The sequence below is a fragment of the Sphingobacteriales bacterium genome, from assembly GCA_016711285.1.
In the GTDB taxonomy this organism is placed as follows: Bacteria; Bacteroidota; Bacteroidia; order Chitinophagales; family UBA2359; genus JADJTG01.
The window spans coordinates 14474-39267 of the sequence record JADJTG010000007.1 but is presented as its reverse complement, the minus strand read 5'-3'; the positions used below and the strand labels follow the sequence as shown (position 1 = coordinate 39267).

At 43.0% G+C, this 24794-nt stretch carries 19 protein-coding genes and 2 pseudogenes; 5 read left to right on the top strand and 16 right to left on the bottom strand.

The features are described from left to right. Window positions 1-26: 26 nt before the first annotated feature. From IPL35_04955 to IPL35_04940, 4 genes are all read right to left on the bottom strand, one after another. Window positions 27-1769: a dynamin family protein gene (locus tag IPL35_04955; protein MBK8442787.1), complete on the bottom strand. Its 1743-nt coding sequence runs from the start codon at window positions 1767-1769 to the stop codon at window positions 27-29. A gap of 414 nt (window positions 1770-2183) precedes the next feature. Next, the gene (locus IPL35_04950; protein MBK8442786.1) at window positions 2184-3191 is read right to left on the bottom strand and encodes a PepSY-like domain-containing protein; all 1008 of its coding nucleotides are present in this window, start codon (window positions 3189-3191) and stop codon (window positions 2184-2186) included. Window positions 3192-3500: 309 nt separating this feature from the next. Beyond that, window positions 3501-4544, bottom strand: coding sequence for an endolytic transglycosylase MltG (gene mltG, locus IPL35_04945; protein MBK8442785.1), 1044 nt, complete (start codon window positions 4542-4544; stop codon window positions 3501-3503). A 286-nt stretch (window positions 4545-4830) separates the two neighbouring features. Then, window positions 4831-5616, bottom strand: coding sequence for a glycosyltransferase (locus IPL35_04940; protein ID MBK8442784.1), 786 nt, complete (start codon window positions 5614-5616; stop codon window positions 4831-4833). A gap of 97 nt (window positions 5617-5713) precedes the next feature. Between IPL35_04940 and IPL35_04935 the strand changes: the two genes are divergently transcribed. Continuing rightward, window positions 5714-6337 (top strand): rhomboid family intramembrane serine protease, encoded by a 624-nt coding sequence (locus tag IPL35_04935; GenBank protein MBK8442783.1) that lies wholly within the window; start codon window positions 5714-5716, stop codon window positions 6335-6337. 129 nt (window positions 6338-6466) lie between these two features. On the opposite strand, the gene IPL35_04930 is transcribed toward IPL35_04935, so the two are convergent. Then, entirely contained in the window at window positions 6467-7102 is a 636-nt protein-coding gene (locus tag IPL35_04930; GenBank protein MBK8442782.1) for a NifU family protein, read from the bottom strand. Between the two features lie 224 nt (window positions 7103-7326). On the opposite strand from IPL35_04930, the gene IPL35_04925 reads away from it, so the two are divergent. Both IPL35_04925 and IPL35_04920 read left to right on the top strand, forming a co-directional pair. Further along, complete coding sequence (locus tag IPL35_04925) at window positions 7327-7740, top strand: hypothetical protein (GenBank protein MBK8442781.1); 414 nt, start codon at window positions 7327-7329, stop codon at window positions 7738-7740. Between the two features lie 230 nt (window positions 7741-7970). Then, a complete protein-coding gene (locus IPL35_04920; GenBank protein ID MBK8442780.1) occupies window positions 7971-9434 on the top strand; it encodes a phosphotransferase in 1464 nt (487 codons plus the stop codon). Window positions 9435-9528: 94 nt separating this feature from the next. On the opposite strand, the gene IPL35_04915 is transcribed toward IPL35_04920, so the two are convergent. The 4 genes from IPL35_04915 to IPL35_04900 form a co-directional block, all read right to left on the bottom strand. Continuing rightward, complete coding sequence (locus IPL35_04915; protein ID MBK8442779.1) at window positions 9529-10089, bottom strand: hypothetical protein; 561 nt, start codon at window positions 10087-10089, stop codon at window positions 9529-9531. Window positions 10090-10125: 36 nt separating this feature from the next. Beyond that, on the bottom strand, window positions 10126-10620 hold the full coding sequence (locus IPL35_04910) for a trypsin-like peptidase domain-containing protein (GenBank protein MBK8442778.1): 495 nt from the start codon (window positions 10618-10620) through the stop codon (window positions 10126-10128). A gap of 98 nt (window positions 10621-10718) precedes the next feature. Further along, a complete protein-coding gene (locus tag IPL35_04905) occupies window positions 10719-11516 on the bottom strand; it encodes an alpha/beta fold hydrolase (protein MBK8442777.1) in 798 nt (265 codons plus the stop codon). A gap of 34 nt (window positions 11517-11550) precedes the next feature. Then, on the bottom strand, window positions 11551-11772 hold the full coding sequence (locus IPL35_04900; GenBank protein MBK8442776.1) for a DUF2905 domain-containing protein: 222 nt from the start codon (window positions 11770-11772) through the stop codon (window positions 11551-11553). Window positions 11773-12041: 269 nt separating this feature from the next. On the opposite strand from IPL35_04900, the gene IPL35_04895 reads away from it, so the two are divergent. Further along, complete coding sequence (locus IPL35_04895; GenBank protein MBK8442775.1) at window positions 12042-14450, top strand: choice-of-anchor B family protein; 2409 nt, start codon at window positions 12042-12044, stop codon at window positions 14448-14450. 91 nt (window positions 14451-14541) lie between these two features. Further along, a pseudogene (locus tag IPL35_04890) lies at window positions 14542-16675 on the top strand (S9 family peptidase). Between the two features lie 79 nt (window positions 16676-16754). Here IPL35_04890 and IPL35_04885 read toward each other — a convergent pair. From IPL35_04885 to IPL35_04855, 7 genes and pseudogenes are all read right to left on the bottom strand, one after another. After that, window positions 16755-17381: a carbonic anhydrase gene (locus IPL35_04885; protein MBK8442774.1), complete on the bottom strand. Its 627-nt coding sequence runs from the start codon at window positions 17379-17381 to the stop codon at window positions 16755-16757. A gap of 123 nt (window positions 17382-17504) precedes the next feature. Then, window positions 17505-17942, bottom strand: coding sequence for an NUDIX domain-containing protein (locus IPL35_04880; GenBank protein ID MBK8442773.1), 438 nt, complete (start codon window positions 17940-17942; stop codon window positions 17505-17507). Window positions 17943-18059: 117 nt separating this feature from the next. Then, a pseudogene (locus IPL35_04875) lies at window positions 18060-19380 on the bottom strand (MFS transporter). Window positions 19381-19420: 40 nt separating this feature from the next. After that, window positions 19421-20782, bottom strand: coding sequence for a vanadium-dependent haloperoxidase (locus tag IPL35_04870; protein MBK8442772.1), 1362 nt, complete (start codon window positions 20780-20782; stop codon window positions 19421-19423). 25 nt (window positions 20783-20807) lie between these two features. Further along, entirely contained in the window at window positions 20808-22349 is a 1542-nt protein-coding gene (locus IPL35_04865; protein MBK8442771.1) for an acyl-CoA carboxylase subunit beta, read from the bottom strand. Window positions 22350-22627: 278 nt separating this feature from the next. Continuing rightward, window positions 22628-23665, bottom strand: coding sequence for a proline iminopeptidase-family hydrolase (locus tag IPL35_04860; GenBank protein MBK8442770.1), 1038 nt, complete (start codon window positions 23663-23665; stop codon window positions 22628-22630). 34 nt (window positions 23666-23699) lie between these two features. Further along, complete coding sequence (locus IPL35_04855; GenBank protein MBK8442769.1) at window positions 23700-24758, bottom strand: potassium channel protein; 1059 nt, start codon at window positions 24756-24758, stop codon at window positions 23700-23702. Window positions 24759-24794: the final 36 nt, after the last annotated feature.

Genomic DNA, 24794 nt, shown 5'->3' with positions numbered 1-24794 from the left:
TAATTACTTCATTCTGCTTGTTTTTTTTATACCAAAGATTGCATCAAACAATCGTTGGCTTGCAGCATGTTTTCTTCTATCGTTTTTACTTCCTGTTCCAAATTAGCCAAACTTTCGCTTTCTTGTTTTAAATGAATATCCAAAGGGTCAAAATTATGGTCTAAACGCATTTTTATTTTGCGGGTATATTCTTTTACCTGTTCGTCGAGCACCATTTTTAAAGCGTTGCGCCCTTTTGTAATTTCGGCATCAAAAGCATGGAGTACTTTGCGGCGTTGAAACAACAAAGTAGCTCCTGCCAGCGACAAACCCAACGCCGTAATAATACCACCGGTTACATCAAATACCATCGCTTTTGATGAGGCGGTGAGGATAGCACCCACCAATGCCAAGCCGCCGCCCGCCGCAATGTTGGGCGCGTAATTGGATGCGGTCGGAAACAATTGTTTGTCCACAAAATTTTCCGTTTCGCTCACAAATTGCGTGTAATTGCGCTGAATGGCTTTGATGGCATCTTGGCGTTTTTCGGCAATATCGCCAAAAATTTCGTGGTTGGGCGTAAGTACCGTTTTTGTGGTTTGCATCTTCAATTCCACTATTTTCACCATCTGCTTGATGCTCTCCGAAATATCCGTCATACGGCTTTCTAATTTCGCCTGAAAATTATTTTGCAATTCTTTTTCCATACGGCGCGTCAGGTCACCGAGCCACTCTTTCACGCTCTGCTCATTCGACGAAAACAAAGATTTAAAAGAACGACCTGCCAAACTGAAAAAATTTAGACCTTCGGCAAATTCGTGGCGCGTGTTGGTGGTGATGCGGTCGTAATCCTGCAATAAATCTTTCACCATTTCATCAATGCGCTGATACGATTTTTGCTCCTGCTCGTCCATAGCACTGTGGATTTCGTTGCGAAATTGTTGGTCGGCTTGCCATTGTTGGCGGCGCACAGCAATGCCGTCTTCCACCGAGTTTAGAATGCGCTTGCCCGTGGCAATATTGCTCTCCAACTTCATTTTGTAGCTGTTGCCGCCCGTGATATTGTCGTAAATATAAGCACGCAAAGCCTGAAAACCGCTATGGAGTGCGTAGCCCTCCTGTTCCATTTTTGCCGATACCGCAAATACTTTCGGGTCGGCGATGCCCTTGCTTTGTGCCTGTTTGATAACGCCCTGCCGGTTGATTTCCAAGTCGTCGGGGTTCATCAAATCGGCTTGCTGCAATACAAAAATCACTTTTTTGTGCCACTCCTGATGAATAAAATCAAAAAACTCCCACGCCGACTGGCGATAAGGATTTTTGGCTTCAAATACAAAAACGATGAGGTCGCTGTGCGGCACAAAACGCTCCGTAATTTCCTGATGTTGTGCCGAAATGGTGTTCGTACCCGGCGTATCCACAATAGCGATGTGTTTGAGGATTTCTACGGGCAGCGTTATTTTTTTGAGGTGCGGCGTAATAGAAAAAGTTTCTTCCTGCGCTCCATATACAATTTGCTGCACAGTATCGGTGCAGGGGTCGGGAGCTACTTTGCATATATCCTTGCCCGTCCCCAACAGCGCATTGATAAAACTGCTTTTTCCCGCTTTCACTTCGCCTACAATCACAAACAAAAAAGGCTCGCCGAGTTTGGAAGCAATATCTTCTACGGTGCGGCTCATCGCTTCATTGCCTATATTTTGTGTAATGCGGCGCAAATGGCGGAAAATAGTTGCCACTTGCGTTTGGCATACTTGTAATTGCGGATGAAAAATAATATTGTCGCTCACAAGCGTTGAATTGTTTTTTTTTGTTGTATGTGTTGCAATGATATGCAACGAAAACACAAAAGTAGCGATAAAAATTCCTTTTTTGTATCTTACTGCCAACTTTGTTTCCCCTCCCAATATCTCATTTGTTAATCTATTAGGGGTTTTAGAAAATTCTTATATTTAATTAATTGCAAATGCCAACGCTCATTTATTGACGATTTATTCTAATATGATTATCATTCAAAGTTTAGTACCACCAAAATATCAAAGTCAATTTTCAAAACAGCCGCAATTAAAATTGTCAAAGGCAATAAAAAAAACCGCCGATAGTTATTTCAACCATCGGCGGGTTTGGATATAAAATCCTAATATTATTATTTACATCAAAAATGATGATTAATGTCCTTTTTCAATTCTTTGATAAAAGTACCGTCAGCACCAAACAACAATACTGTTTTTTTTGCCTTCGCTATCTACCACTACTACTACATATTCACCTGCTTCTGTAACACCGGCTTTGTCAATAGTGCTTCCTGCATAGTTGGCAGCTACATAATCTGTAACGGTAGCGGGCAAAGTAGCTATATCAATCGGAGTAGGCTTTGGGTGGTTAGCACCGCCAAAGTGTGGTTTGCCTTCTTGTAAGAAAACGCCGTTGGCATCAAAAATCAAAATAGTCGGTTTGCCTGTTCCGGTAGATACGGCTACGATAAAGTTTCCGTTATCGGCAACTGCTGCATTTGAAACCGTAGCACCTGCATAATTGGCAGCTACATAGTCTGTAACGGCTGCCGGCAAGGTAGTTACATCAATCGGAGTAGGTTTTGGAGGGTGGTTGCCGCCATTGCCTTGTCCGTTGCCACCACCGAAATGTGGTTTGCCCTCTTGTAAGAAAACGCCGTTGGCATCAAAAACCAAAATAGTCGGTTTACCTGTTCCGGTAGATACTGCTACTATAAAGTTTCCATTATCAGTAACTGCGGCGTGTTCAACAGTAGCACCTGCATAATTGGCAGCTACATAATCTGTAACAGCTGTCGGCAAAGTAGCTACATCAATCGGAGTAGGTTTTGGAGGGTGGTTGCCGCCATTGCCTTGTCCGTTGCCGTGTGGTTTGCCTTCTTCTACAAAAACACCGTTGGCATCAAAAATCAAAATAGTCGGTTTACCTGTTCCGGCAGATACGGCTACGATATAGCTGCCGTCATCCGTAACTGCTGCATGCTGGATAGTTGTACCGGCATAGTTGGCAGTAATATAATCCGTAACAGCAGCCGGCAAAGTGGCTATATCAATCGGGGTTGCTTTTTTACCAACTTCAGAAGTTGAATAATCGGCAACAGCGGCAGCTGCTAAACTTTGACCGCTAAACTCCTCTTTTTGGCAAGAAGACATAAATGCTACAGAAGCAATTAAGCTTACAAACAATAATTTGCGCATTTTTTAAAATGTTTTTTTTAAAATGTTTAAGAATAAATTAATTAGCTTACAAAAAGAGGTATCTGTTAAATGCGATAATTTTGAATTTATTAAAATGAATAAATCAAATGAACATCACAAATGTACTTCACACTTTTTTAGCTAAAAAATTAAGTCGGTAAAAGTATGTATTGTGTCGGTAAAAATCAAATTGTATGCCGAAACCATCTATATTCCACCCGTACTGCCACAAATATAGGTTGTTTTTTCAATATTTTGCTATAAAATAAAGGGGATAAAAAAAACAACACCTGCCTGATAAGTGCGATTCTAACGTATATTTTTGCTGTCCAAAGCACGGCGATAACGCTGTGCATTGAGGATATGCTCATCATAAGTGGTGGCAAAGTTGTGATACATTGAAAAATCTTCTTTGGCACAGAAAAAATAATAGTCGTGTTCTTCGGCGTTGAGTACGGCATCAATGGCGCGCTGCGAAGGAAAACGAATGGGCGTGGGCGGCAATCCGGCGTATTTATAAGTATTGTAGGGCGAATCAATGGAAAGGTGCTCCGAAGTGATGCGCTTGAGGTCAAAATTGCCTACGGCAAAGCGGACGGTGGGGTCGGCTTGCAAGGGCCAGCCTTTGCGCAAGCGATTCAGATATACACCGGCTATTTTTTCTTTTTCTTCGTTGTGGTAGGCTTCTTCTTCTACAATAGATGCGAGCGTAAGCACTTCCATTTGGGTCATTTTTTGATTTTCTGCTTTTTGCAGACGCTCCTTTGTCCAGAATTTCTCATACACACCCTGCATTTTATCCAACAATTTATTGGGCGATATATTCCAATATATTTCGTAGGTGTTGGGTATGAGCATCGTCATAACATTGTCAGGGGTGCGCTGATAAGTAGTTGCCAAAAAAAGGCTGTCTTGTAAAAGGCTGTCGAGTGTGGCGGCATTGATGTCTGTTTGTGCTGCTACTGCTTTGCTCCAATCGCTTAGGCTGCGGATATGGTCGAGGGTGAGCGACACGGGATCCTGACTGCCGCTGCGCAATTTTTGGATAAGGGAGCGATTGCTCATCGCATCGGCAATGAGATAATGCCCCGACTTCACGTTGCTGTCAAATTTCATCAGGCGGGCGAGGCGGCGAAAAGACTTTTCATCTTTTAATAATTGCTTGCGCTCCAAGCTATCCATTAAAGTTTCAAAAGTGCTGTTGCGCGGCACATACAAAGACTGCGGCTTGCTATCCGAAGTATGTGTATTGGGCGCGTACAACAGGCGATAGCCCATAAAAAAAGCCACACCTGCCAACAGCAGCAGCAGTAATATCAAAAATCCAATTATTTTTTTAAAAGAAGTTTTCATAAAACCGATAAGCGTGTATTTTTATTCAGCCTATATAAATTAAGGAGCCGCAAAGATATATTGCAAGGAGCAAGCATAAAAATTTAAGTGCAATATTTTAAAAATACCGCCTCAGTTTGCCGTTGAGGTGTGCAGGCAATTCAGTTTATACAGTTGAAAACAGCGATAAAAGTCTTTATTTTTATTCAAGATAAGAATAATCTGACGGCAGGAGGCAGTATCGTAATTGAGGAGTTTAAAAATAGCGGTATCGGTAAGAAAAAGTAAAAATATCTGCTCAATGTCTTCAGGGCTGAATGTTTTGCAGACGATGTAGGTACTTGCGGGCGACTGATACAACTGAAAATGCTGCAGTTGTTGTATATAATTTTGTGTGGGGTAAGCTGTGCAATAGTTGCGAAAAATGCGGTTGCGGTCGGCTTGCATACTCATTGAATCTGCCTACTGTTTTGGCTTCTGGGTGAAAACGAGTCCACGAAAGCAAATGTTTCAAAGGAGCAAAGTCGTATTGCAAAAAAAGCCGTACATACCAATCAAAATCCATTGTAAAATGCAAATCCTCATCTAAACCGCCGAGTGTTGCCAGAGCTTCGCGCTTGAAAAATGCCGTCGGCTGAGGAAAACAACTCCCCGCAAAATAGCGGTGCGGCAGCCCTTGTGTGTGTCCAAAACGCAGGCGATTTCTGATGTGGTCGCCGAACTCCACCGTTCCACCGTAACATAATATTTCGTGGCGTTGTGAGGTATTGTACCATTGCGCTACTCGCATCAAAGCTCCTTCGTACAATAAATCATCGCTGTTGAGCCAATTCACGAGGTCGCCGCTTGCCAGCCGCAAACCCTTGTTGATAGCCTCCGACTGTCCGCCGTCTTTTTCGATAATCAAATGTTTAAAATATCGGGCATATCGCTGCAAAATACTGATGGTTTCGTCTGTGCTGCCGCCGTCCACCACAATACACTCCAAATTCGGGTATTGCTGCTGCCATACCGATTGCAAAGTAGCTTCTAGATATTTTCCCTGATTAAAACTGGGAATAATGAGCGAAATAGTAGGATAATGGTCTGCCATAAAATGTTTTTTTCAAAGTAACACATAAAATTAACGCTATTTTTGTCTATATCGCCTTATCTTGGCATTTTTATTTCAAAAAAACTCGTCTTTTTTTATGTTGAGCATTACTTTGATACTAATTATTATTACTGCCGTAGTGTCGTTGTTGGCTTTCTCTAATCAAAATTTACTGCAAAAATTTATTCTATACCCCTACCTGATGGCGCGAAAATCCGGCGAATGGCATCGTTTTATTTCTTCGGGTTTTTTGCACGGCAGCTTGGGTCATTTACTCATTAATATGTTTGTGCTGTTTTCTTTCGGTTCGCAGGTGGAGCAATATTTTATACAATCTTTCGCTTATGGAAAAGCGGCTTATATTATATTGTATCTCAGTGCTTTGGTGGCTTCCTCTTATCCGTCCTACCTTCGCGAGCGAAATAATACCGCTTACCGTGCTTTGGGAGCATCGGGAGCGGTGGCGGCGATATTATTTTCCTTCATTTTATTTGACCCTTTGCAGGGAGTATATATAATGTTTATTCCTATTGCTATTCCGGCAGTTATTTTCGGTGCGTTGTATTTGGGCTACGAGTATTACGCTTCGCGTCAAGATGCTGACGGTATCGGGCACGATGCTCATTTTTTCGGGGCAGTGTATGGATTGTTGTTTACGATTGCTGTTGTTCCTTCGGTGGTGCCTCATTTTATCGGTACTATCCGCAGTGCTTTGGGATAATAGTTTTTTATTATTGCTCAATATTTTAATGATATAAATCAGCGAAATTTCTTTTTTTATATAACAAATCGCCCTGAAAAGTTTGCGAATTTTTCAGGGCGATTTGTTTTTTGTCGGGTTATATTTGCTTTATAAAGCCTCTGCCACTACTTCCTGCACTTCGGGCAGCATGCGACGCATCAAACCTTCGATGCCGGCTTTGAGCGTAACCGAAGAAGAAGGGCAGCCGCTACAAGCTCCCTGCATACCGAGTGTGAGGATTCCGTTTTCAAATTTTCGGAAAATGATAGCACCTCCGTCCATTTCAACGGCGGGCTGTACGTATTTTTTCAATAATTCTTTGATGCGTACCACTGTTTCGCTGTCGCCCTGCGCTGCTTCGTTGTCGTAGGCGGTGCGCACGGCAGAGTCGGCGGCGGCGGATACGATTTTGTCGGGCAATACGGCGGCGTGGTCGGCGGCGACAAAATTTTTGAGCAACTCTTTAATCGTAGGAATCAACTCAAACCAGTCGTTACCGGCTTCTTTGGTGACGGTGACAAAATTATTGGCAATAAAAACTCCTTTCACAAAAGGCAAACCAAACAATTCCTGCGCCAATGGCGATGCTTCAAGATGGCTGTCGCGACTCGGAAAATCAATGCTGTTTTGCGGAAAAAGCATATAATTTGCCACAAATTTCATGGTTTCGGGATTAGGAGTAGCTTCGGTATAAAGGCTCACAATTTTGCGCACGCTTGGTGCAGCAGTTTCGTTGTTTATCATATAGTTGTGTATTATTGCACAAAATTCGCTATTTATTTTGTATCAACATACAAGGCGGCAGAAAGTTTTTTTGAGATAAAAATCGTGTATCTTTATTCTGCAAACAAGATTTATGCCCTTTTTGGCACGTACATACTAAAATAAAAAAATAATCATGATTCCAAGCCCCTCAAATGTTCGTAAGACAATCTTCGTTTCCATTATATTTTTTGTAGCTGGTTTTTATGGTTTTAAATAACTCCAAAAACAAGAATGAATATGACAAGGCAACAGGAATAATTGAATATTTTGACAAGAAATTTCAGCATCTTCCAGTAAGAGACAAAGAGGATTTTCGGTACTTAAAAATTAACTCCTATCCATATATTTTTGAAATCTATAAATCCAACAGCGAACCAACCCAAAAGACACTTGACGATTTGAAAGTTGGTGATAAAATCGACATTTATTATTACGAAACACCTGATGCCATAGAAGATGAATTGAATAGATTTGCTCAGTTTATTGACCACGAAGGAGTTTCCTGTTTTATTCGCAATGGGTTTAAAAAACAAATGGGATTCGCAATTATTGGACTAACTATATTGTTTGATATTATGATGTTTTGGTTATGGAAGAAAGGGAAATTACCCTGGTAAAAAACAAGAAACAGCATAAAAAAACAAGTTATCATATTTAGCTAAAATAATTTTTATCGCTGCCCGAATGAGGCTTTAACCCCTTTTTTGTACAATGCTTTTCTATCCTTACCAAAACCTCGCTTTTGAAAGTACCCGACCACTTTAATATAATTATAGAAAAAAATTACTCAAACTTTCTTTATTTTGCAAAAACATCATAAAAGTAGTTTAAACAGGTTCATTGTCTCATGCTTATCAGCCCTTTAGATTTTGGTTTACAACAATTGTTTCAGCAATGGAGCAACAGCCCTTTGCTCAAAGCCGTAGCACTGCCTTCGTCTGGTTCGCCGCGCCGCTATTTCAGGATTTTTGCCGAAAATGGCACACACGTTCTCGGTGTTATCAACGCCGACCACCGCGAAAATAAGGCTTATATCACCATGACCGAACATTTCAACGCACAAGGGCTGCCCGTGCCGCATATATTCGCCTGTGCTCCTGATGCTTCGGCGTATTTGGTGGAGGATTTGGGCGATACGAGTTTGTACTCCCTGCTCACCGCTTCCAAACAGCAAAACGGCGCAGCTTTTACCGATGATTTTATCCCTTTATATGAGCAAGTGCTGCGCAGCCTCATTACTATTCAGCGCAAAGCCGCCGAAAAACTGCCCGACTCCGCTTATTACCCCAAAAGTTGCTTCGACCGACAGGCGATTTTGTGGGATTTGAATTATTTTAAATATTATTTTCTCAAATTTGCTCATATTCCTTTTGACGAACAAGCCTTAGAAAACGATTTTGAACGCTTTGCCGATTGGCTTTTGGAGGGCGATAATGATTATTTTGTGCATCGAGATTTTCAGAGCCGAAATATTATGTTGTTCAATAACGAGCCGTATTTTATTGATTATCAGGGTGGTAGAAAAGGTGCATTGCAATATGACGTAGCTTCTTTGCTGTTTCAGGCGAAAGCCGAAATTCCCGAACATACTCGCGCCCGCCTTTTGGATTTTTATATCGCCGAAATGCAACAATACCTTCCCTTAGATACCGCCTCTTTCAAAAAACGCTACTATGGGTATGTGTATTTTCGCTTATTCCAAACACTCGGTGCTTATGGCTTGCGCGGATTATTTGAGCGCAAAAGCCATTTTTTACAGAGTATTCCGCCGGCTTTGGATAATCTGGCGTGGCTGCTCCAACAAGTTCCTTTGGAGCATACTTTTCCGACTTTGCAAAAAGTGCTGGAGCAATTAGCCGCCGACAAAGTATTGCGAAAAATGGGCGTAGCCGAGCCGCCCGCTTCGGCTTTGTGTGTGAGCATTTACAGTTTTTCGTACAAGCGCGGCATTCCCGACGACCCTTCGGGAAATGGCGGCGGCTTTGTGTTTGATTGTCGCAGCATACTCAATCCCGGGCGAAAAGCGGAGTATCGGCACTTTACGGGCAAAGATACCTGCGTGATAGAGTATTTAGAGCGCGAATGTTCGGTGGAAGAGTTTTTGCAGCCGGTGTTTCGTCTCGTCGATCAATCGGCGCAAAACTACATGGCGCGGGGTTTCAGTAATTTGATGGTGTGTTTCGGCTGCACCGGCGGGCAGCACCGCTCGGTGTATTGCGCCGACCGCCTCGCACAGCACCTGCAAAATAAATTTAACCTCGCCGTGCGCGTACAGCACATAGAGCAGGAAATCAAAAACTGGGTGAATTGATTTTTTTTGTAAAAAATATTTTTATTTTATATAAAATATAATTTACTGAATTTCAAAATATTAATACTTATTTTATTTAATTTTTCATCAATACTTATTCGGCTTCTTGCAGCCACTGCGCACCATATTTTTCTACTAAAATATCATCGTAATAATCCGACTTTTTAAGCAAATCGGAAATAAGCGTAGTGCCGCTTTGACGGTTGAGATATTTATCAAAAATAATAAACGACAATAGAATATGCTGTTGCTCTACACTAAAAAAAAGTCCTTCCAACTCGCTATTTTGTCGCAAAAGATACTCATATAAATGCACAATGTTTTGGCGTGGCAACCGACACAAACGCGCATCGCCGATGATAAAATTGCTGCTTTCGGAATAGCTGATTTCTATACGGGCAGTGCCTTGTTTTAAGTGCCATTGATACAAACCCCGCCGCGCCAGCCGCACATCTTTTCCTATCCCCGACAAAATATCCTCTATCAGACGAGCAATGCCCGCCACTTGATAATCGTTGATTTTCGGAAACTCTATCTTAGAGCCGCAATGCGGGCAATAATCATCGTGTACTTCGCTCAACAGCACCAAATTACTACAAGATTCGCAGCGTTGGGCGGCTTCGAGGCGGCTAAATTTTTGTATTCCTGCAAGCACAGGCGCAAATAATCTACGGGTAAGGCAAAACCCAGATTATCGCCGTTTTGAATGATAAAAGTATTGACTCCGATAACCTGCCCCTCCGCATTTAACCAAAGGACCACCGCTATTTCCGGGATTAATGGCTGCGTCTATCTGCACATAATTTAATCCGTTGAACAATCGTTTGGCTTTGGAAATACTGCCTTGTGTCGCCGTAAATTTTAAGTCGTAGGGGTGTCCGAATGCCAGCACCCGCTCCCCTTCTTTCATGTTGTTGTCGGGTGCCAATTCTATGGTAGGAAGTTGGACATCAATATCGGCGGGCACTTCTATAAATGCCAAATCGTACAAAGGGTCGTAATACAGAACGTGTACCAAAGTCGCCGGAAAATCATCGCCGTTTATTACCACTTCGGCATTCCCTTTTACAACATGATAATTGCTGATAATAAGATGATATTCGGCGATATAAAATCCTGTTCCATTGCCTTGTGGTGTAGATATTTGAATGATGGCTCTTTTGTATTTTCCTATAATCGTGTGCATAATCAATTAGCAATAAGCGTTTTGAATGTTTTTGGTTTTTAATGATGTAAAAAGAAAAGTGCGTTTTTTTTTAAATAATGAAGCAATTATATCTTTATTTATGATACCTGACGGCATAAAAAATCAAGCACAACTTGTGTAAAAATCTGCGGGGCATCGGCGTGTACCCAGTGCGAAGCTCCCGCCACTTCCACTAATTCGGCACGCGGAAAATGATGCAAAATAACGGGCATATCTTCCTCGGCAACAATGTATTGCGCCGAGTTGCCGCCTTTGATAAACAACACCGCACCGCCGTATTCATCGTAAGGCGACAGAGGATTTTCCACTATATTTCTGTATTCTTTTTGAAGCAGCGGCACATTGGCTTTCCAGCGATAATTGTCCTGCGGGGTGCGCTCTAAATTCTTCAACAAAAACAACAATTCGTCGGTGTTGGTAATATATTGCTGCAATTGCGCTTCTGCGGCTTTGCGTTGGGTCAGCTGTGCCAAATCTACACTGAGCAGTGCTTTGAAAACATAATCGTGGCGGTCGGGGTAAGGTTTTGGAGCAATATCCGCTACTATCAGTGCTTGTGTGTATTCGGGATAATGAACGGCAAACAGCATCGCCACTTTGCCACCCATAGAGTGCCCCAAAAGTGCGGCTTTCGGAATTTGCTGTGCTTGCATCAGTTCCCAAATATCGTGCGCCATCGCTGCTTGCGTCATTTCTTCGCTGTGCGGCGATTTGCCGTGATTGCGCAAATCTACCGCCCACACACAAAATCCTGCAGCAGCTATATCTTTGGTTATCAGTTGCCAATTGTCTAACATACCCAATAATCCGTGCAAAATAATGAGATGTCCCCTGTTGGTGTGGCGGTCGCCGTATTGTTTAAAATGCAGTTTCACAAAATGTGCGGTGATAAAATTGAATGTAAAAAAACTAAAAAAATTTACGAAATAAACGCAACAATATATTGATGAGCAGCGATAGTAGTAGCAGGGTTGTAAGCGGAAAATAAAAACTAAAATTATCCCGTTCGTAACGAAAATCCCCCGGCAAGCGACCTATCCACGAGAGTTTTTCGCCAAAAAAATAAAAAACAATGCCCAGCAGCAGTACCAAACTGCCTGTGAGTATCATTAATTTTGCGTTTTCTTGCATGTGCATCTGTAATATCTCAACAACAAAGATAATATTTAATCTATAAGTTTAGTTTATTCTCAAAATACCTTGGCAATCAGTTTTGTTTTTCCTGTTGCTCTAAATAAAACCGATAATTGATATGCCCTGACGATTTGTTTTATCTGTCAATTTATGTCAATACATCAGTATATTTTAAATATCCGCATATTTATCATTAATATTGCAACCTTTAAATAAAAAACATTTTATTCACACTTCACTTCTTTTATTTTATTAAAATAGTTTTTATGAAATTTTTTTATCGCGTATATATCTGTTTTACGCTTTTGTTAAGCACTACCTTGTGGGCGCAAGATTATAATATAGAAAAAACCGCTTTTCACCCCTTTTATCTAAATGGTGTATTTTCGGGAATGAGCAACCTCTGGGGACTTACCGATGAAAACGGGCGCGAGTATGTCATTGCGGGTTTAAATCTGGGTACTGCCATTGTTGATGTCACCGACCCCTACAATCCGCAGGAAATTTATGTAGTACCCGGTGCTAATTCCTTGTGGCGCGAACCCAAAAGCTATGGTCAATATGCTTATATGGTGGACGATGAAGCGGGCGAGGGCTTGTTGATTTTGGATTTGACCAAAGCCCCCGATACCATCTCCCACGTTTTTTGGACAAATCTGCCCGACGGCGAAACACTCACTCAATGCCACACTCTTTTTATTGACGAAGCAGGCGGTTTTGCTTATTTGTTCGGCTGCTCGCAAATGACAGACGGTGCCATTATTCTGGATTTAAAACAAGACCCGATGAACCCTACTGTGGTCGGTGTTCACGATTACAAATATATCCACGACGGCTTTGTGCGCAACGACACCCTGTGGGCGGCGCAAATCAACAATGGCACAGTAGCCGTATTTGATGTAAGCGATAAAAACAACTCCCAACTGCTCGCCGAATTTGCTACTTCCAGCAATTTTTCGCATAATTGCTGGCTCTCCGACAATGGCAAATATTTATTTACCACAGACGAAGTAAGCGGTGCTTTTATTGATGCCTATGATGTGAGCGATTTAAGTGACATCAAACGTATTGACCAAATACAAACTAGCCCGGGGTCGGGTGTAATACCGCACAACACTTATGTAGTAAATACAGATTTTTTAGTAACTTCTTATTACCGCGATGGTGTCACCATTCACGATGCCACCTATCCCGACAATTTGGTGGAAGTGGGAAAATTTGATACTTCGCCGCAATGGGAAGGCGATGGATTTAACGGTGCTTGGGGCGTGTATGCTTATTTCCCTTCGGGTACTATTGTGGCTTCGGATATGGAACTCGGCTTATATGTGCTGAAACCCACCTACAAAAAAGCCGCTAATTTAATTGTACAGGTAAAAGATGTTTTCAACAATGCGCCGCTTTTCGGTGCTACTGTGGATATTGCGGAAGAAGACATGAACAAAATAACCGATGTGTTCGGAAAAGCAAAATTTGGGTTTTTGCAAGATGATACCCTCATTGTGAGCATCAGCAAAGACAACTACGAAACGGTGCTGGCAGAGGCAATCGTAAAAACAGGCGAACAAAATATTTTAGAAATAGCACTTGAAGCACCCGGCGCATTTTATGGCAAATTAAAAGTAGTTGATGAAAATTTTGAACCCGTAGAAGGGGCACAAGTTTATATCAGCAACGGCAACCGCGAACAAAGCTCCACCTCCAATACCAACGGCGAAGCGATGTTTTATTTTACGGAAATGCAGGAATGGTCGGTATGGGCGGGCAAATGGGGCTACAACACTCACAGCGAAGCCATCATTTTTGAAGAAAGCACCACTTCTTTTCCGGTGATACAATTAACAAAAGGTTATTATGACGACTTTTTGTTTGATTATGGCTGGAGTATCAGCGGCGATGCTACTTCGGGTAAGTGGGAGCGCGAAACACCCGTAGGCACACAAAGCAACACGAACAATTATTTTAATCCGAATGTAGATGCAGACGATGATTTCGGAACGGTTTGCTACACCACCGGCAATGGTGCCGATGTAGTAAGTGCCGATGATTTGGACAATGGTTTTACTTTGCTCACTTCGCCCGTTTTTGATTTAAGCACTTACAACGACCCGCATCTTTCTTTTAAAACTTGGTTTGCCAACGGCGGCGGTCAGGGTACTCAGCCCAACGACTCTTTGCAAATACGCCTTTCCAACGGCTCTGAAACAAAAACTTTGTACATCGCCCATAGCAACACAGCGCAAAGTATGTGGGTGGCGCATCAGGTGCGCATCAAAGACTTTTTAACACCCACCGCCACCATGCACATCGAAGCATATACCGCCGACAGCGACCCGGGGCATTTGGTAGAAGCCGCTTTTGACCGCTTTGCAGTGGCAGACTCCGGTGCTATCAGCGGCTTGCTCCCCGATTTGGATTTAAACATACAAATATCGCCCACCATCAGCAGCGATAAAGTATATGTAAACATACAAACTCCGCAGCACAGCCCTTTTTCCGCCGATGAAATGTATATACAACTCACCAACATGGAAGGAAAAATAATGGCTATATTGCCTTTGCAAACAACACAAACCATTATATACACTGCTGCTTATCCGGTGGGTGTGTATCATGTGCAGATTAAAAACAAACAAGGAAAAAATCTGTATAATACTTTGATAATGAAACAGTAGTAAAAGAAAGCAATAGCTTTCTACACATTTACACATCATTTATTTTTTTACGGACAAAAAAATATTTATATTTATTATCATATAAAATCGTATGAAATATCTCCTTTGCACCCTGTTAAATTTTTCGTTGTTGCAAGTGGCAACTATGGCACAAACACCAAGCACTGACAGCCTCCGCTATCCCGCCGCACGCCGCGATGAAACCGTAAAAGACGACTACTTCGGCACTGCTGTCACCGACCCCTATCGTTGGCTTGAAGACGAAAACAGCAACGAAACCAAAAATTGGGTAGAAGCCCAAAATAAAGTTACTTTTTCGTATTTGGATAAAATCCCCTTTCGGGCAGCTATGAAAGAACGTATGACCGAAGTGTGGAATTTTCCGAAAGAATCAGCCCCGCACAAAGCAGGTGCTTATTACTATTATTTCAAAAATAACGGCTTGCAACCGCAAAGCATTATGTACCGCAAAAAAGGCTTGGCAGGTACGGAAGAAGTATTTTTTGACCCCAATATCCTTTCCAAAGATGGCACTACTTCTATGGCAGAATGGTCTTTTTCAAAAGACGGACGTTATTTTGCTTTTTCTGTTTCGCAGGGCGGCTCCGACTGGCGCGAAGTACGCATCATAGATGCCGAGCACAATACGCGCTTGCCCGACCACCTCACCGATATTAAATTTTCGGGAATGGCTTGGTATGGAAACGGCTTTTTTTACAGCCGCTATCAACGCGCCGAAAGCCGGAAAAGAACTCTCCGATAAAAATGAATTTTGCAAAATTTATTACCATAAAGTAGGCGATATGGAGCAGACGCAAGATGTGCTGGTGTATGAAGACCAAAAACACCCTTTGCGTACTTTTGGCGCATACCTCACCGATGACGAACGCTACTTGCTGATTTCAGTATCCGAAGCCACCGAATACAATATGTTGTATGTAGCCCGCAGTGATGCGTGGAAACAGGGTTTTACACCCATTATTGAAGATTTTAAAAGCAACGTGAATGTAGTGGGCAATGACGGTGATGATTTGTTGCTCCTCACCGACCGCAATGCACCCAACCAGAAAGTGGTGCGCGTTGCCGCCGCCGCACCCGCCGAAAAAAACTGGAAAACCCTCATCGCCGAAAGCGACAAACCCTTGGCGGCGGTGTATATGGCGGGCGGTAAAATGATTGCACAATACATGGAAAATGTAAGCGACCGCTTGTATGTATATGATTATCAGGGTTCGCGCCTTCATACCGTCGAATTGCCCGGAGCCGGCACAGTGGGCGCACTCAATGCCAAACACGACCAAGATGAAGTATTTTATACTTTCACCTCCTACATCTATCCGTCCACTATTTTTCGGTATGATATGAAAAGCGGCACTTCCGAAATTTACCGCAAATCGCAGGCAAAATTCAACCCTGATGAGTACGAAAGCAAGCAGGTATTTTATCCTTCCAAAGACGGCACCAAAATTCCTATGCTCATTACGCACAAAAAAGGAGTGGTTTTAGATGGCAATAATCCGGTGCTATTGTATGCCTACGGCGGCTTTAATATTTCGGTAAAACCTCAGTTTGATGTATCAAAATTAGTGTTTTTGGAAAATGGCGGCGTATATGCCGTTGCCAATTTGCGCGGCGGCAGCGAGTACGGCGAGGCGTGGCACAAAGGCGGTATGTTGCTCAACAAACAAAATGTATTTGATGATTATATCGCCGCCGCCGAATATCTTATCGCCCAAAAATATACCAATTCACAACGCCTTGCCATTTCGGGTCGCAGCAACGGCGGCTTGCTCGTGGGTGCTACAATGGCTCAACGCCCCGAACTTTTTAAAGTGGCACTACCCGCCGTGGGCGTGATGGATATGTTGCGCTACGAAAAATTTACCATTGGCTGGGCTTGGGCTGGCGAATACGGCTCTGTGGCAGAAAAAGAGCATTTCAACAATATTTTCAAATATTCGCCTTTGCATAATCTCAAAAAAGGAACACACTATCCGGCTACTTTGGTGACCACCGCCGACCACGACGACCGCGTAGTACCCGCACACAGCTACAAATTTGCAGCAGCCCTGCAACACGCACATCAAGGTGATAATCCCGTACTTATCCGCATTGATACCAAAGCCGGACACGGCTACGGCAAATCTACGCAACAATATATAGAAGAAAACACCGATATTATGAGCTTTGTATTTTATAATTTAGGAATGACACTAAAAAAATAATATAACCATATAAGCAAATAAAAAAGCGGCGAATCCAATATCCGAATTCGCCGCTTTTTTATATAAATGCCAAGTACAATTACACGATTTTATAAATTTCCATTATTTTTTGTAAAAGTTTAGGAAAATCAATTTTTAAGTCAATGATTTTACCGCTATAAATATCAAATACCCAGCCGTGTACCTGCAAGTTTCTTTCGTTGTAGGCTCTTTGTATTACGGCAGTTTTTACTAAATTAATACATTGTTCCTGCACATTAAGTTCTATAAGGCGATTATAGCGTTGGTCTTCCTCTTTTATGGCATCGAGTTCATCTTGATGAATACGATATACATCGCGGATATTGCGCAACCAAGGGTTGAGGATACCCAAATCAGCCGACTGCATCGCCGCTTTTACGCCGCCACAACCATAGTGCCCACATACTACAACATGGTTTACTTTGAGATGATCCACCGCATAATTTATCACCGACATGGCATTGAGGTCAATAGAAATAACCATATTGGCGATATTGCGATGAATAAATACCTCCCCCGGTTCTGCCCCCATCAAATCTTCGGCTGTTACGCGGCTGTCGCTGCAACCGATGTAAAGAATTTCCGGCTTTTGCCCCTTGGATAAATTGCGAAAATAATCTGGGTTTCTGGTTAATTTTTCAGCAATCCACGCTTCATTATTACTGAAAATTTTTTCAAAATTAATCATAGAAATACCAATTGAGGGTTAAATAATGTATTGTTGTTTTTAAGTTGATTTTGCCCAATAAAAAAGGATATTATATAAGAGCAACTGAATGAAAACCGCTGCCCCCGCCCCACTCCATTTTTATAGCCACTGTTGCTCAATTCTTCCCAAATACACAACAACATTCGGAATATCTGTTCTGTTCGCTAAGTGTGCACCTACATTCGGGTAAAGATGCACCTGCTCCAACGCTTGCACAGGCAACCACACCACGCGCTGCGCCGAAGTGTGTTCGGGATTGAGTACAGGTGCGCCCTGCAAACGTATTCCGCCAAAAATACAATGCAGCACCGCTTCTTTCTGAGGCAGTTGAACTTCGCCGCAAACCAACAAAGAACTCACCGCCACCGAAATGCCCAACTCCTCCATACATTCGCGCTGTACGGTGCGGCGCAGGCTGCTGTCGCTGCTTTCTACACCGCCGCCGGGCAATGCCAACACTATTTTTCCGTCATACACATATTCCATCAACAATATTTTTTCGTCTTCTATCAATGCCAAAGCTGCTCTTATTTTCATAATTGTATTTTTTTCTATATGCAATATAATCTAACGCCAACTATTGATTATCAATTTACTTTTAATCAATAATTGCAACGTTTTTCTATATGATGATTGATAAAAACAAAGCGTTTTTTATTTCCTTTCTTCGGAATAATGCACTTCTTTCACCAGCAAAGTCAATACGGCGGCTATCACCAACAAAGCACCGCCGAGCATCACCGCCGACAGCGAATTGCCGTTTAGTATATTTTTCATCACAAATCCGAAGGCAAGTGCGGCAATAATTTCAGGGATAACAATAAAAAAATTAAAAATTCCCATAAAAACGCCCGTTTTGTCTTTAGGCAACGCCGGAGCCAACATTGCATAGGGCATTGATAAAATACTCGCCCACGCAATACCCACACCTATCATGGAAAATATCAGTCCGTTGGCACTGCCCACAAAGCCCACCGAAAACAAACCCACCGCGCCACAGAGCAAACACAGCGCGTGTGTACGTTTTTTGCCGATGTTCTGAGCGATTTTTTCTAAGACAAAAGCAAATAAAAAAGTAGCTGCCGAATACACCGCAAACATCAATCCGCCCCAAGCTGCCCCTTCTTTGTAGAGTGGCGATTGCGGGTCGGGGGCTTTGAAAATATGCGTGGCTACGGCATCGCCGAAATAAAACCACATCAAAAACAATCCGGGCCAGGTAAAAACTGCACCAATGCCAACTGTTTCATCGTAGGCGGCATGTGAAAAATATTATGCACAATTTCGGAAAAACCCTTGGCAAGTGAAGTGCCCAAACTGCTGTTTTGTTGTTCGCGGCGAAAAGCCTCCACATCGGCGGGCGGGTATTCTTTTGTGGTAAAAATAGTGTAAAACACCGCACCCAAAAAAGCAATCGCTCCGAGATAAAAGGAGTATTTTACGGTGAGTGGAATGGTATCGCTGCTACTGTCGGCAATGCCTACTTTTGCCAGCAACCAAGGGCAACGCCGAAGCAATGACCGCCCCAAACCAATAAAAAACTCTGCATCGTAAAGCCGGTGGTCTGCTGCTCTTCGGGCAACATATCTGCCACAAAAGCACGAAACGGCTCCATCGTAATGTTGATAGAAGCATCTAAAATCCACAACAAGCCCGCCGCCATCCAAAGAGTGGAAGAATTAGGCATCAGTATTAAACCCAAAGAAGCCAAAATAGCACCAACCAAAAAATAAGGTTTTCGTCTGCCCAGCACATTCCAAGTGTGGTCGCTCATGTAGCCGATAATGGGCTGCACCAACAATCCGGTGAGCGGAGCTGCCAACCACAAAAGCGGCAATTCATCGGGATTTGCGCCCAGATAGCGGTAAATCGGACTCATATTTGCCATTTGAAGCCCCCACCCGAACTGAATACCTAAAAATCCGAAATTCATATTCCAGATTTGCCAAAAAGATAAATGCGGCTTTTTTTGCATAAAAAATAAAAATTTACTGTCAATAAAGATATTTCCTCTCTTACTTTATTTCACCATAACCCGCTTTTTTTGTCACTATTTTCTTTGCAACAATACTCTCCAACTCTACTCCTTGTTTGATACCTGCTTCAATAGCAAGGCGATAATGAATACCTCCGTATAATCGGCTCATAGCGGCTTCGTCGGCAGCAGCAAAAAAGGAAGAAAAACTGCGCGGCGCAAAACCAAACAGCACTTCGGTTGAGTCGGTGAAAGCGGTAGATTTTCCGTACATACGCGACAAGGTGGCAGCAGCAGTACCCGAAATCACACTGTGTCCGCTGGGGTGTTCGGGAAAAGGAGGCGTTTGAATGTAGGGTTTCCAGTCGCTGTCGATGAGTTCGTTGATATAAGTGCGCGGACGCACAACATTGGTGCGGTATTTTTCGTACCAACACGACAAAAAAGCATCAAATAAGCCGATAGAAAGCCGCGCATATACCTCTGCACTTTCCAATAAGCCTGCTTTTTTATTTTTTGCCACCTGTGCCGCAATGTTGAACCAGTGCCCCGCCGGTGAAATACGATGTTCAAAAACGCTCAAATGCCCTTTGTTGGTAGAAATACTCGGATTGTCGTCCCAATAGCGGGCAATGTCGCGGTGGGTGGTATCCAATTGTGTAGAATATTGATACACCTCCATTGATTGTCTGTAAAAATCCGAATTTTTATCGGTGCTGTACGGAAAAGCATCTTCTACTACCACATCGCTTGCAGCCGCCAATGCCATCGGACGCAGGCTGTGCCAATGGGGTTCGAGCGCATCGGTATAATCGGGAGCAGTGGGTTTCCAAGCTCCGGCGGTTTTGGAAATCACATAGCGCGGAAAACTCCGCGACTCCAAATAATTGTCTTTTGCCGCCCAAGCCAAAATGCGCTGTGATACTTCACTACCATAGCGAACAGAGGTATTCAAAACCTCTTCGCTCACCGCTTTTTGTTGTTCGGCTGCTATAAATTTTTGTTGCCATTCTTCTATCAGGTAGCCCGAAAAAGCTAATTTTTTAGCCGTTTCACAAAAAGCGGTGACGGCAGCAATACGGGCATCGTAGTTTTTTTCGGGCGGTGGCGGCGGTCCTTGCAAGCCATTGAGCTGGTCGCCCAAAGTTTGGTATTCTTGCGGAAAAGAAGCCGCCAATAGCTCATAAGCCGCCAAATGCGGATAAGCATATACACGCGCTGCTATTATTGGCGGAAATACATCTTCCATTACGGCTTCCAGCAACACACGGCTCGCTTCGTGAAGGGGGCGGGCATCATTGGTAAAAGTATTTTTTTCTGACTGCTGCTGTTTGCAGGACAAAATGAAAAGTGCACATAAAAAAGAAACAACAACAGCTATGCGTTGTATAAAAGATTTCATAAAAAAATGTTGCGATTTTCTATTTTTATAAAGGGATATTTCCGTGTTTTTTGCGAGGTAAAGAAAGTGCCTTGGTTTGCAGCATATCTAAAGCGCGAATAAGTCGTTGGCGTGTTTCGGCAGGGTCAATGACGGCATCAATAAAACCGCGTGCCGCCGCTCCGTAGGGATTAGCGAATTTTTCGGTATATTCTGCTACTTTTTCTTGCAATTTTTCTTCAGGATTTTCAGCAGTTTCTATTTCCCGCTTGAAGATAATCTCGGCTGCACCCTTTGCGCCCATCACGGCAATTTCGGCAGCAGGCCAGGCATAATTTACGTCTGCGCCGATATGTTTGCTGTTCATCACGTCATAAGCACCGCCGTAGGCTTTGCGCGTGATAACGGTCATTTTTGGTACGGTGGCTTCGCAAAAAGCATAGAGTAATTTAGCTCCGTTGCTGATGATGCCGTGCCACTCCTGATCTGTGCCGGGCAAAAAGCCGGGTACGTCCACCAGCACCAATAACGGGATATTAAAAGCATCACAAAAACGCACAAAACGCGCACCTTTGCGCGAAGAGTTAATATCTAATACACCCGCTAAATGAATAGGCTGATTGCCTACAATACCCACACTGCGCCCCGCGATGCGTGCAAAACCGACTACAATATTTTCAGCAAATTCTTTATGAATTTCCAAAAAAGATTGCTCATCAACTATACCTTCTATCACTTCGCGCATATCGTAGGGCTGATTGGGGTTGGCGGGGATAATATTGCGCAATGTCGGACGGTTTTCATCAGAAGCGGTATAAGGCAGACGCGGAGCTTCTTCTTCGCAGTTTTGAGGAATATAGGACAAAAGGCTTTTGAGGGTTTGCAAGGCTTCTACTTCGTTGGCACAGGCAAAATGTGTTACGCCCGATTTGGCGGCGTGTGCGTGTGCGCCACCGAGTTCATCAGAACTTACGTCTTCGTGGGTCACGGTTTTTACTACATTCGGACCAGTTACAAACATATACGAAGTATGCTCGACCATCATAATAAAATCGGTGATGGCGGGAGAATACACCGCACCGCCGGCGCAGGGACCCATCACGAGGGAAATTTGCGGAATAACGCCTGAAGCCAAAGTGTTGCGGTAAAAAATATCGGCATAGCCGCCCAAGCTCACCACCCCTTCCTGAATACGCGCACCGCCGGAGTCGTTTAAGCCGATGACGGGTGCGCCGTTGCGCATCGCCAAATCCATAATTTTACATATTTTTTCGGCGTGGGTTTCGGATAGTGAGCCGCCGAATACCGTAAAATCCTGCGAAAATACATACACTGTGCGCCCGTTGATCGTGCCGTAACCAGTTACTACCCCATCGCCGAGGTATTTTTCTTTATCCAAACCAAAATCGTTGCTGCGATGTGTCACCAACATTCCAATTTCCTCAAAAGAACCATTATCCAATAATAGTTCAATGCGCTCGCGGGCACTGAGCTTACCTTTTTTATGTTGCGAAGCGATGCGTTTTTCACCACCCCCCAAGCGGGCTTCGGCTTCTTTTTTCTGTAAAATGTGTAAGTGTTGTTCCATGTAAAATGATGATTGACGATTTGGATATTTTAAAATATCGCAAAATTAAGAAAAAACACTTTTATTTGCTCATAAATAATGAGCGGAGCGGCAATTTCAGAAAGGGACATAAAAAATATTTATATTTTCTTTTGCTGATAAATAAAATTCCCTCTTACAAGCAATTTTATCTTGTAAGAGGGAATTTTATTTTGTGTAATTATTTTATAAAAAAATTTTATGACATTGTCATAACATATTGATTATCAGTTTTTTATTTTCAAGAAAGACTTTCTGTTTTATTGTTTCTGTTTTAAAAAATTCAACAGTCCCTGAAAATAAATACTTTGATCGTCCCACATACACATGTGGCTACCATTGGGGCAAAGCCAAAATTGCCCTTTCGGTATAGAGGTTGCCATATTACGCAGGTGCTGCGGATCCATCGTGTCGTGGGTAGCACCGATAACGAGGGTGGGGATATTCAAATTTTTTAGTTTTTCCTCACAACTCCATTGCTCCAATTTTCCCGAAATACCAAATTCGCTGGGACCTTGCATAGTTACATACAGCGAGTTGTTGATTTGATTGAAGGAGCGTGTCATTGGTTCGGGCCAAGCCTCTAAAGGCAAACGGCAAATGTGTTTGGCATAGAAATGAGGCATCAGCAACTCCATATAGCGCGGATTGCCAAAGTCATTGTTGTTTTCTATGGTTCTTATTTCGTTCAGCACCTGCGGCTCTATTTGCGGAGCTAATACTTCTGCGGCGTAGCGGTCGTAGGCAATGGCATCGCTCATCATATTGGAAATAATAAGCCCTTTGAGGTGCTGTTGGTATTTTAGCGCGTATTCCATCGCCAAAATACCGCCCCACGAGTGCCCCAGTAAATAAAAATTGTCTTTGTCCAACTGCAAAGCGCGGCGCACTTGTTCCACTTCCTCCACATAGCGCGGCAAATCCCACAGAGCAGTATCTTCAGGATTGTCGGAATGACCGCAACCGATTTGGTCGTAGTAGATAAATTCAATGCCTTCGGCGGGCAAAAAGCTCTCAAAACACTCAAAATATTCGTGTGTAGCACCGGGACCGCCATTCAAAAGGAGCAATTTTACGGTCGGGTTGTTGCCGATGCGCTTCGTCCATACATTTAAAGTGCCTTTGGGAGTTTGTACGGGAATGATTTGCACACCTCCATTTTGTATGCCGCTGCCGTGCGGGGCAAAATAAGTTGTACAATCGGGGGCTGTGGCTTGTGCAATAGCAGCAGGGTTATTATATAAAAACCAGCAGAGGCTGAATAATGTAAATGTGCGGTAAAAATGATGAATAAGCATAGAAAAAATAGAATAGGTCGAGTGAAAGAATTTACTAACTATGTTCGGCGATTAAATTTTTAAAACGTTGTACTTGCTCACGATGCCCCAATACAATCAAGTGCATACCCGGTCGCAATGGCGTATCCGGTTCGGGATTGACGATATAGGTGCTTTCGGGGGTTTTGATACCAATAACATTGGCTCCGGTACGGTTGCGGATTTCCAAATCACGAATGGTTTTGTTGCACAAAGAAGGCGGCAAAGCTCCATGTGGCAAATCTTCAAAGTGAATAGTAGCGGCTTCATCGTTGCTTACTACATGAAAAAACTCTACCGCCTGTGGGTTTGCCACCAACGAAGCCATATAGAAACCGCCGATTTTGTCGGGCATAATGACATAGTTAGCTCCCGCACGCCGCAATTTTCGCTCCGATTTTTCATCTACTCCCCTACTCACAATGCGCAAATGCGGATTGAGTTGGCGGGCAGTAAGTACCACATATACATTGCCCGTGTCGTCGTTGAGCGAACTTACCAAAGCACTTGCCCGTTCAATACCCGCTTCCAACAGCACCTCGTCGTGTGTTACATCGCCCACCATATACAATACCTGCGGCTGATTTTCAAAAACTTTGAACGTCTCCGGCTGATTATCTATCACCACAAAGGGTAAACCCTGATTAATAAGCTGCTGGGCGATTTCGCTGCCATATTTGCCGCACCCGCAAATAATAGTATGATGATATAGCTTTGATATTTTATGATCCATATTCAAATTTAAAAAAATCTTTTCTAATTTTCCTTCCGAAATAAAAAAAGTAATCACAGAAACGGTATAGGTAAAATTAAAAACATTGAACAAAATAATGAAAGAAGTAAACAAGCGTCCGGCATCGGAAAGCGGGCGCACCTCCATAAAACCCACCGTAGCAAAGGTAATAACTGCCATATACCAAGCCTCCAAAAGTGTATAACCTTCAATAATCATATAGCCTCCGGTAGCCATAATCAAAGAAAGTATGATAAGCACTACGGCAAATAAAAGCGGCTTGATGAAGATGATAAAATGCCGGTAAATAGGATTGTATAAAAAACCAAATACTTTAACCATATATTATATCAACAATTTAAAGCCAAGTTTTTTTGC

Excerpts from the sequence above, each read along its gene's own strand:
- IPL35_04950 (MBK8442786.1), bottom strand. The coding sequence starts at position 3,191 with ATGCGCAAATTATTGTTTGTAAGCTTAATTGCTTCTGTAGCATTTATG.
- mltG (MBK8442785.1), bottom strand. The coding sequence starts at position 4,544 with ATGAAAACTTCTTTTAAAAAAATAATTGGATTTTTGATATTACTGCTG.
- IPL35_04940 (MBK8442784.1), bottom strand. The coding sequence starts at position 5,616 with ATGGCAGACCATTATCCTACTATTTCGCTCATTATTCCCAGTTTTAAT.
- IPL35_04935 (MBK8442783.1), top strand. The coding sequence starts at position 5,714 with ATGTTGAGCATTACTTTGATACTAATTATTATTACTGCCGTAGTGTCG.
- IPL35_04930 (MBK8442782.1), bottom strand. The coding sequence starts at position 7,102 with ATGATAAACAACGAAACTGCTGCACCAAGCGTGCGCAAAATTGTGAGC.
- IPL35_04925 (MBK8442781.1), top strand. The coding sequence starts at position 7,327 with ATGGTTTTAAATAACTCCAAAAACAAGAATGAATATGACAAGGCAACA.
- IPL35_04920 (MBK8442780.1), top strand. The coding sequence starts at position 7,971 with ATGCTTATCAGCCCTTTAGATTTTGGTTTACAACAATTGTTTCAGCAA.
- IPL35_04910 (MBK8442778.1), bottom strand. The coding sequence starts at position 10,620 with ATGCACACGATTATAGGAAAATACAAAAGAGCCATCATTCAAATATCT.
- IPL35_04900 (MBK8442776.1), bottom strand. The coding sequence starts at position 11,772 with ATGCAAGAAAACGCAAAATTAATGATACTCACAGGCAGTTTGGTACTG.
- IPL35_04895 (MBK8442775.1), top strand. The coding sequence starts at position 12,042 with ATGAAATTTTTTTATCGCGTATATATCTGTTTTACGCTTTTGTTAAGC.
- IPL35_04880 (MBK8442773.1), bottom strand. The coding sequence starts at position 17,942 with ATGAAAATAAGAGCAGCTTTGGCATTGATAGAAGACGAAAAAATATTG.
- IPL35_04870 (MBK8442772.1), bottom strand. The coding sequence starts at position 20,782 with ATGAAATCTTTTATACAACGCATAGCTGTTGTTGTTTCTTTTTTATGT.
- IPL35_04865 (MBK8442771.1), bottom strand. The coding sequence starts at position 22,349 with ATGGAACAACACTTACACATTTTACAGAAAAAAGAAGCCGAAGCCCGC.
- IPL35_04860 (MBK8442770.1), bottom strand. The coding sequence starts at position 23,665 with ATGCTTATTCATCATTTTTACCGCACATTTACATTATTCAGCCTCTGC.
- IPL35_04855 (MBK8442769.1), bottom strand. The coding sequence starts at position 24,758 with ATGGTTAAAGTATTTGGTTTTTTATACAATCCTATTTACCGGCATTTT.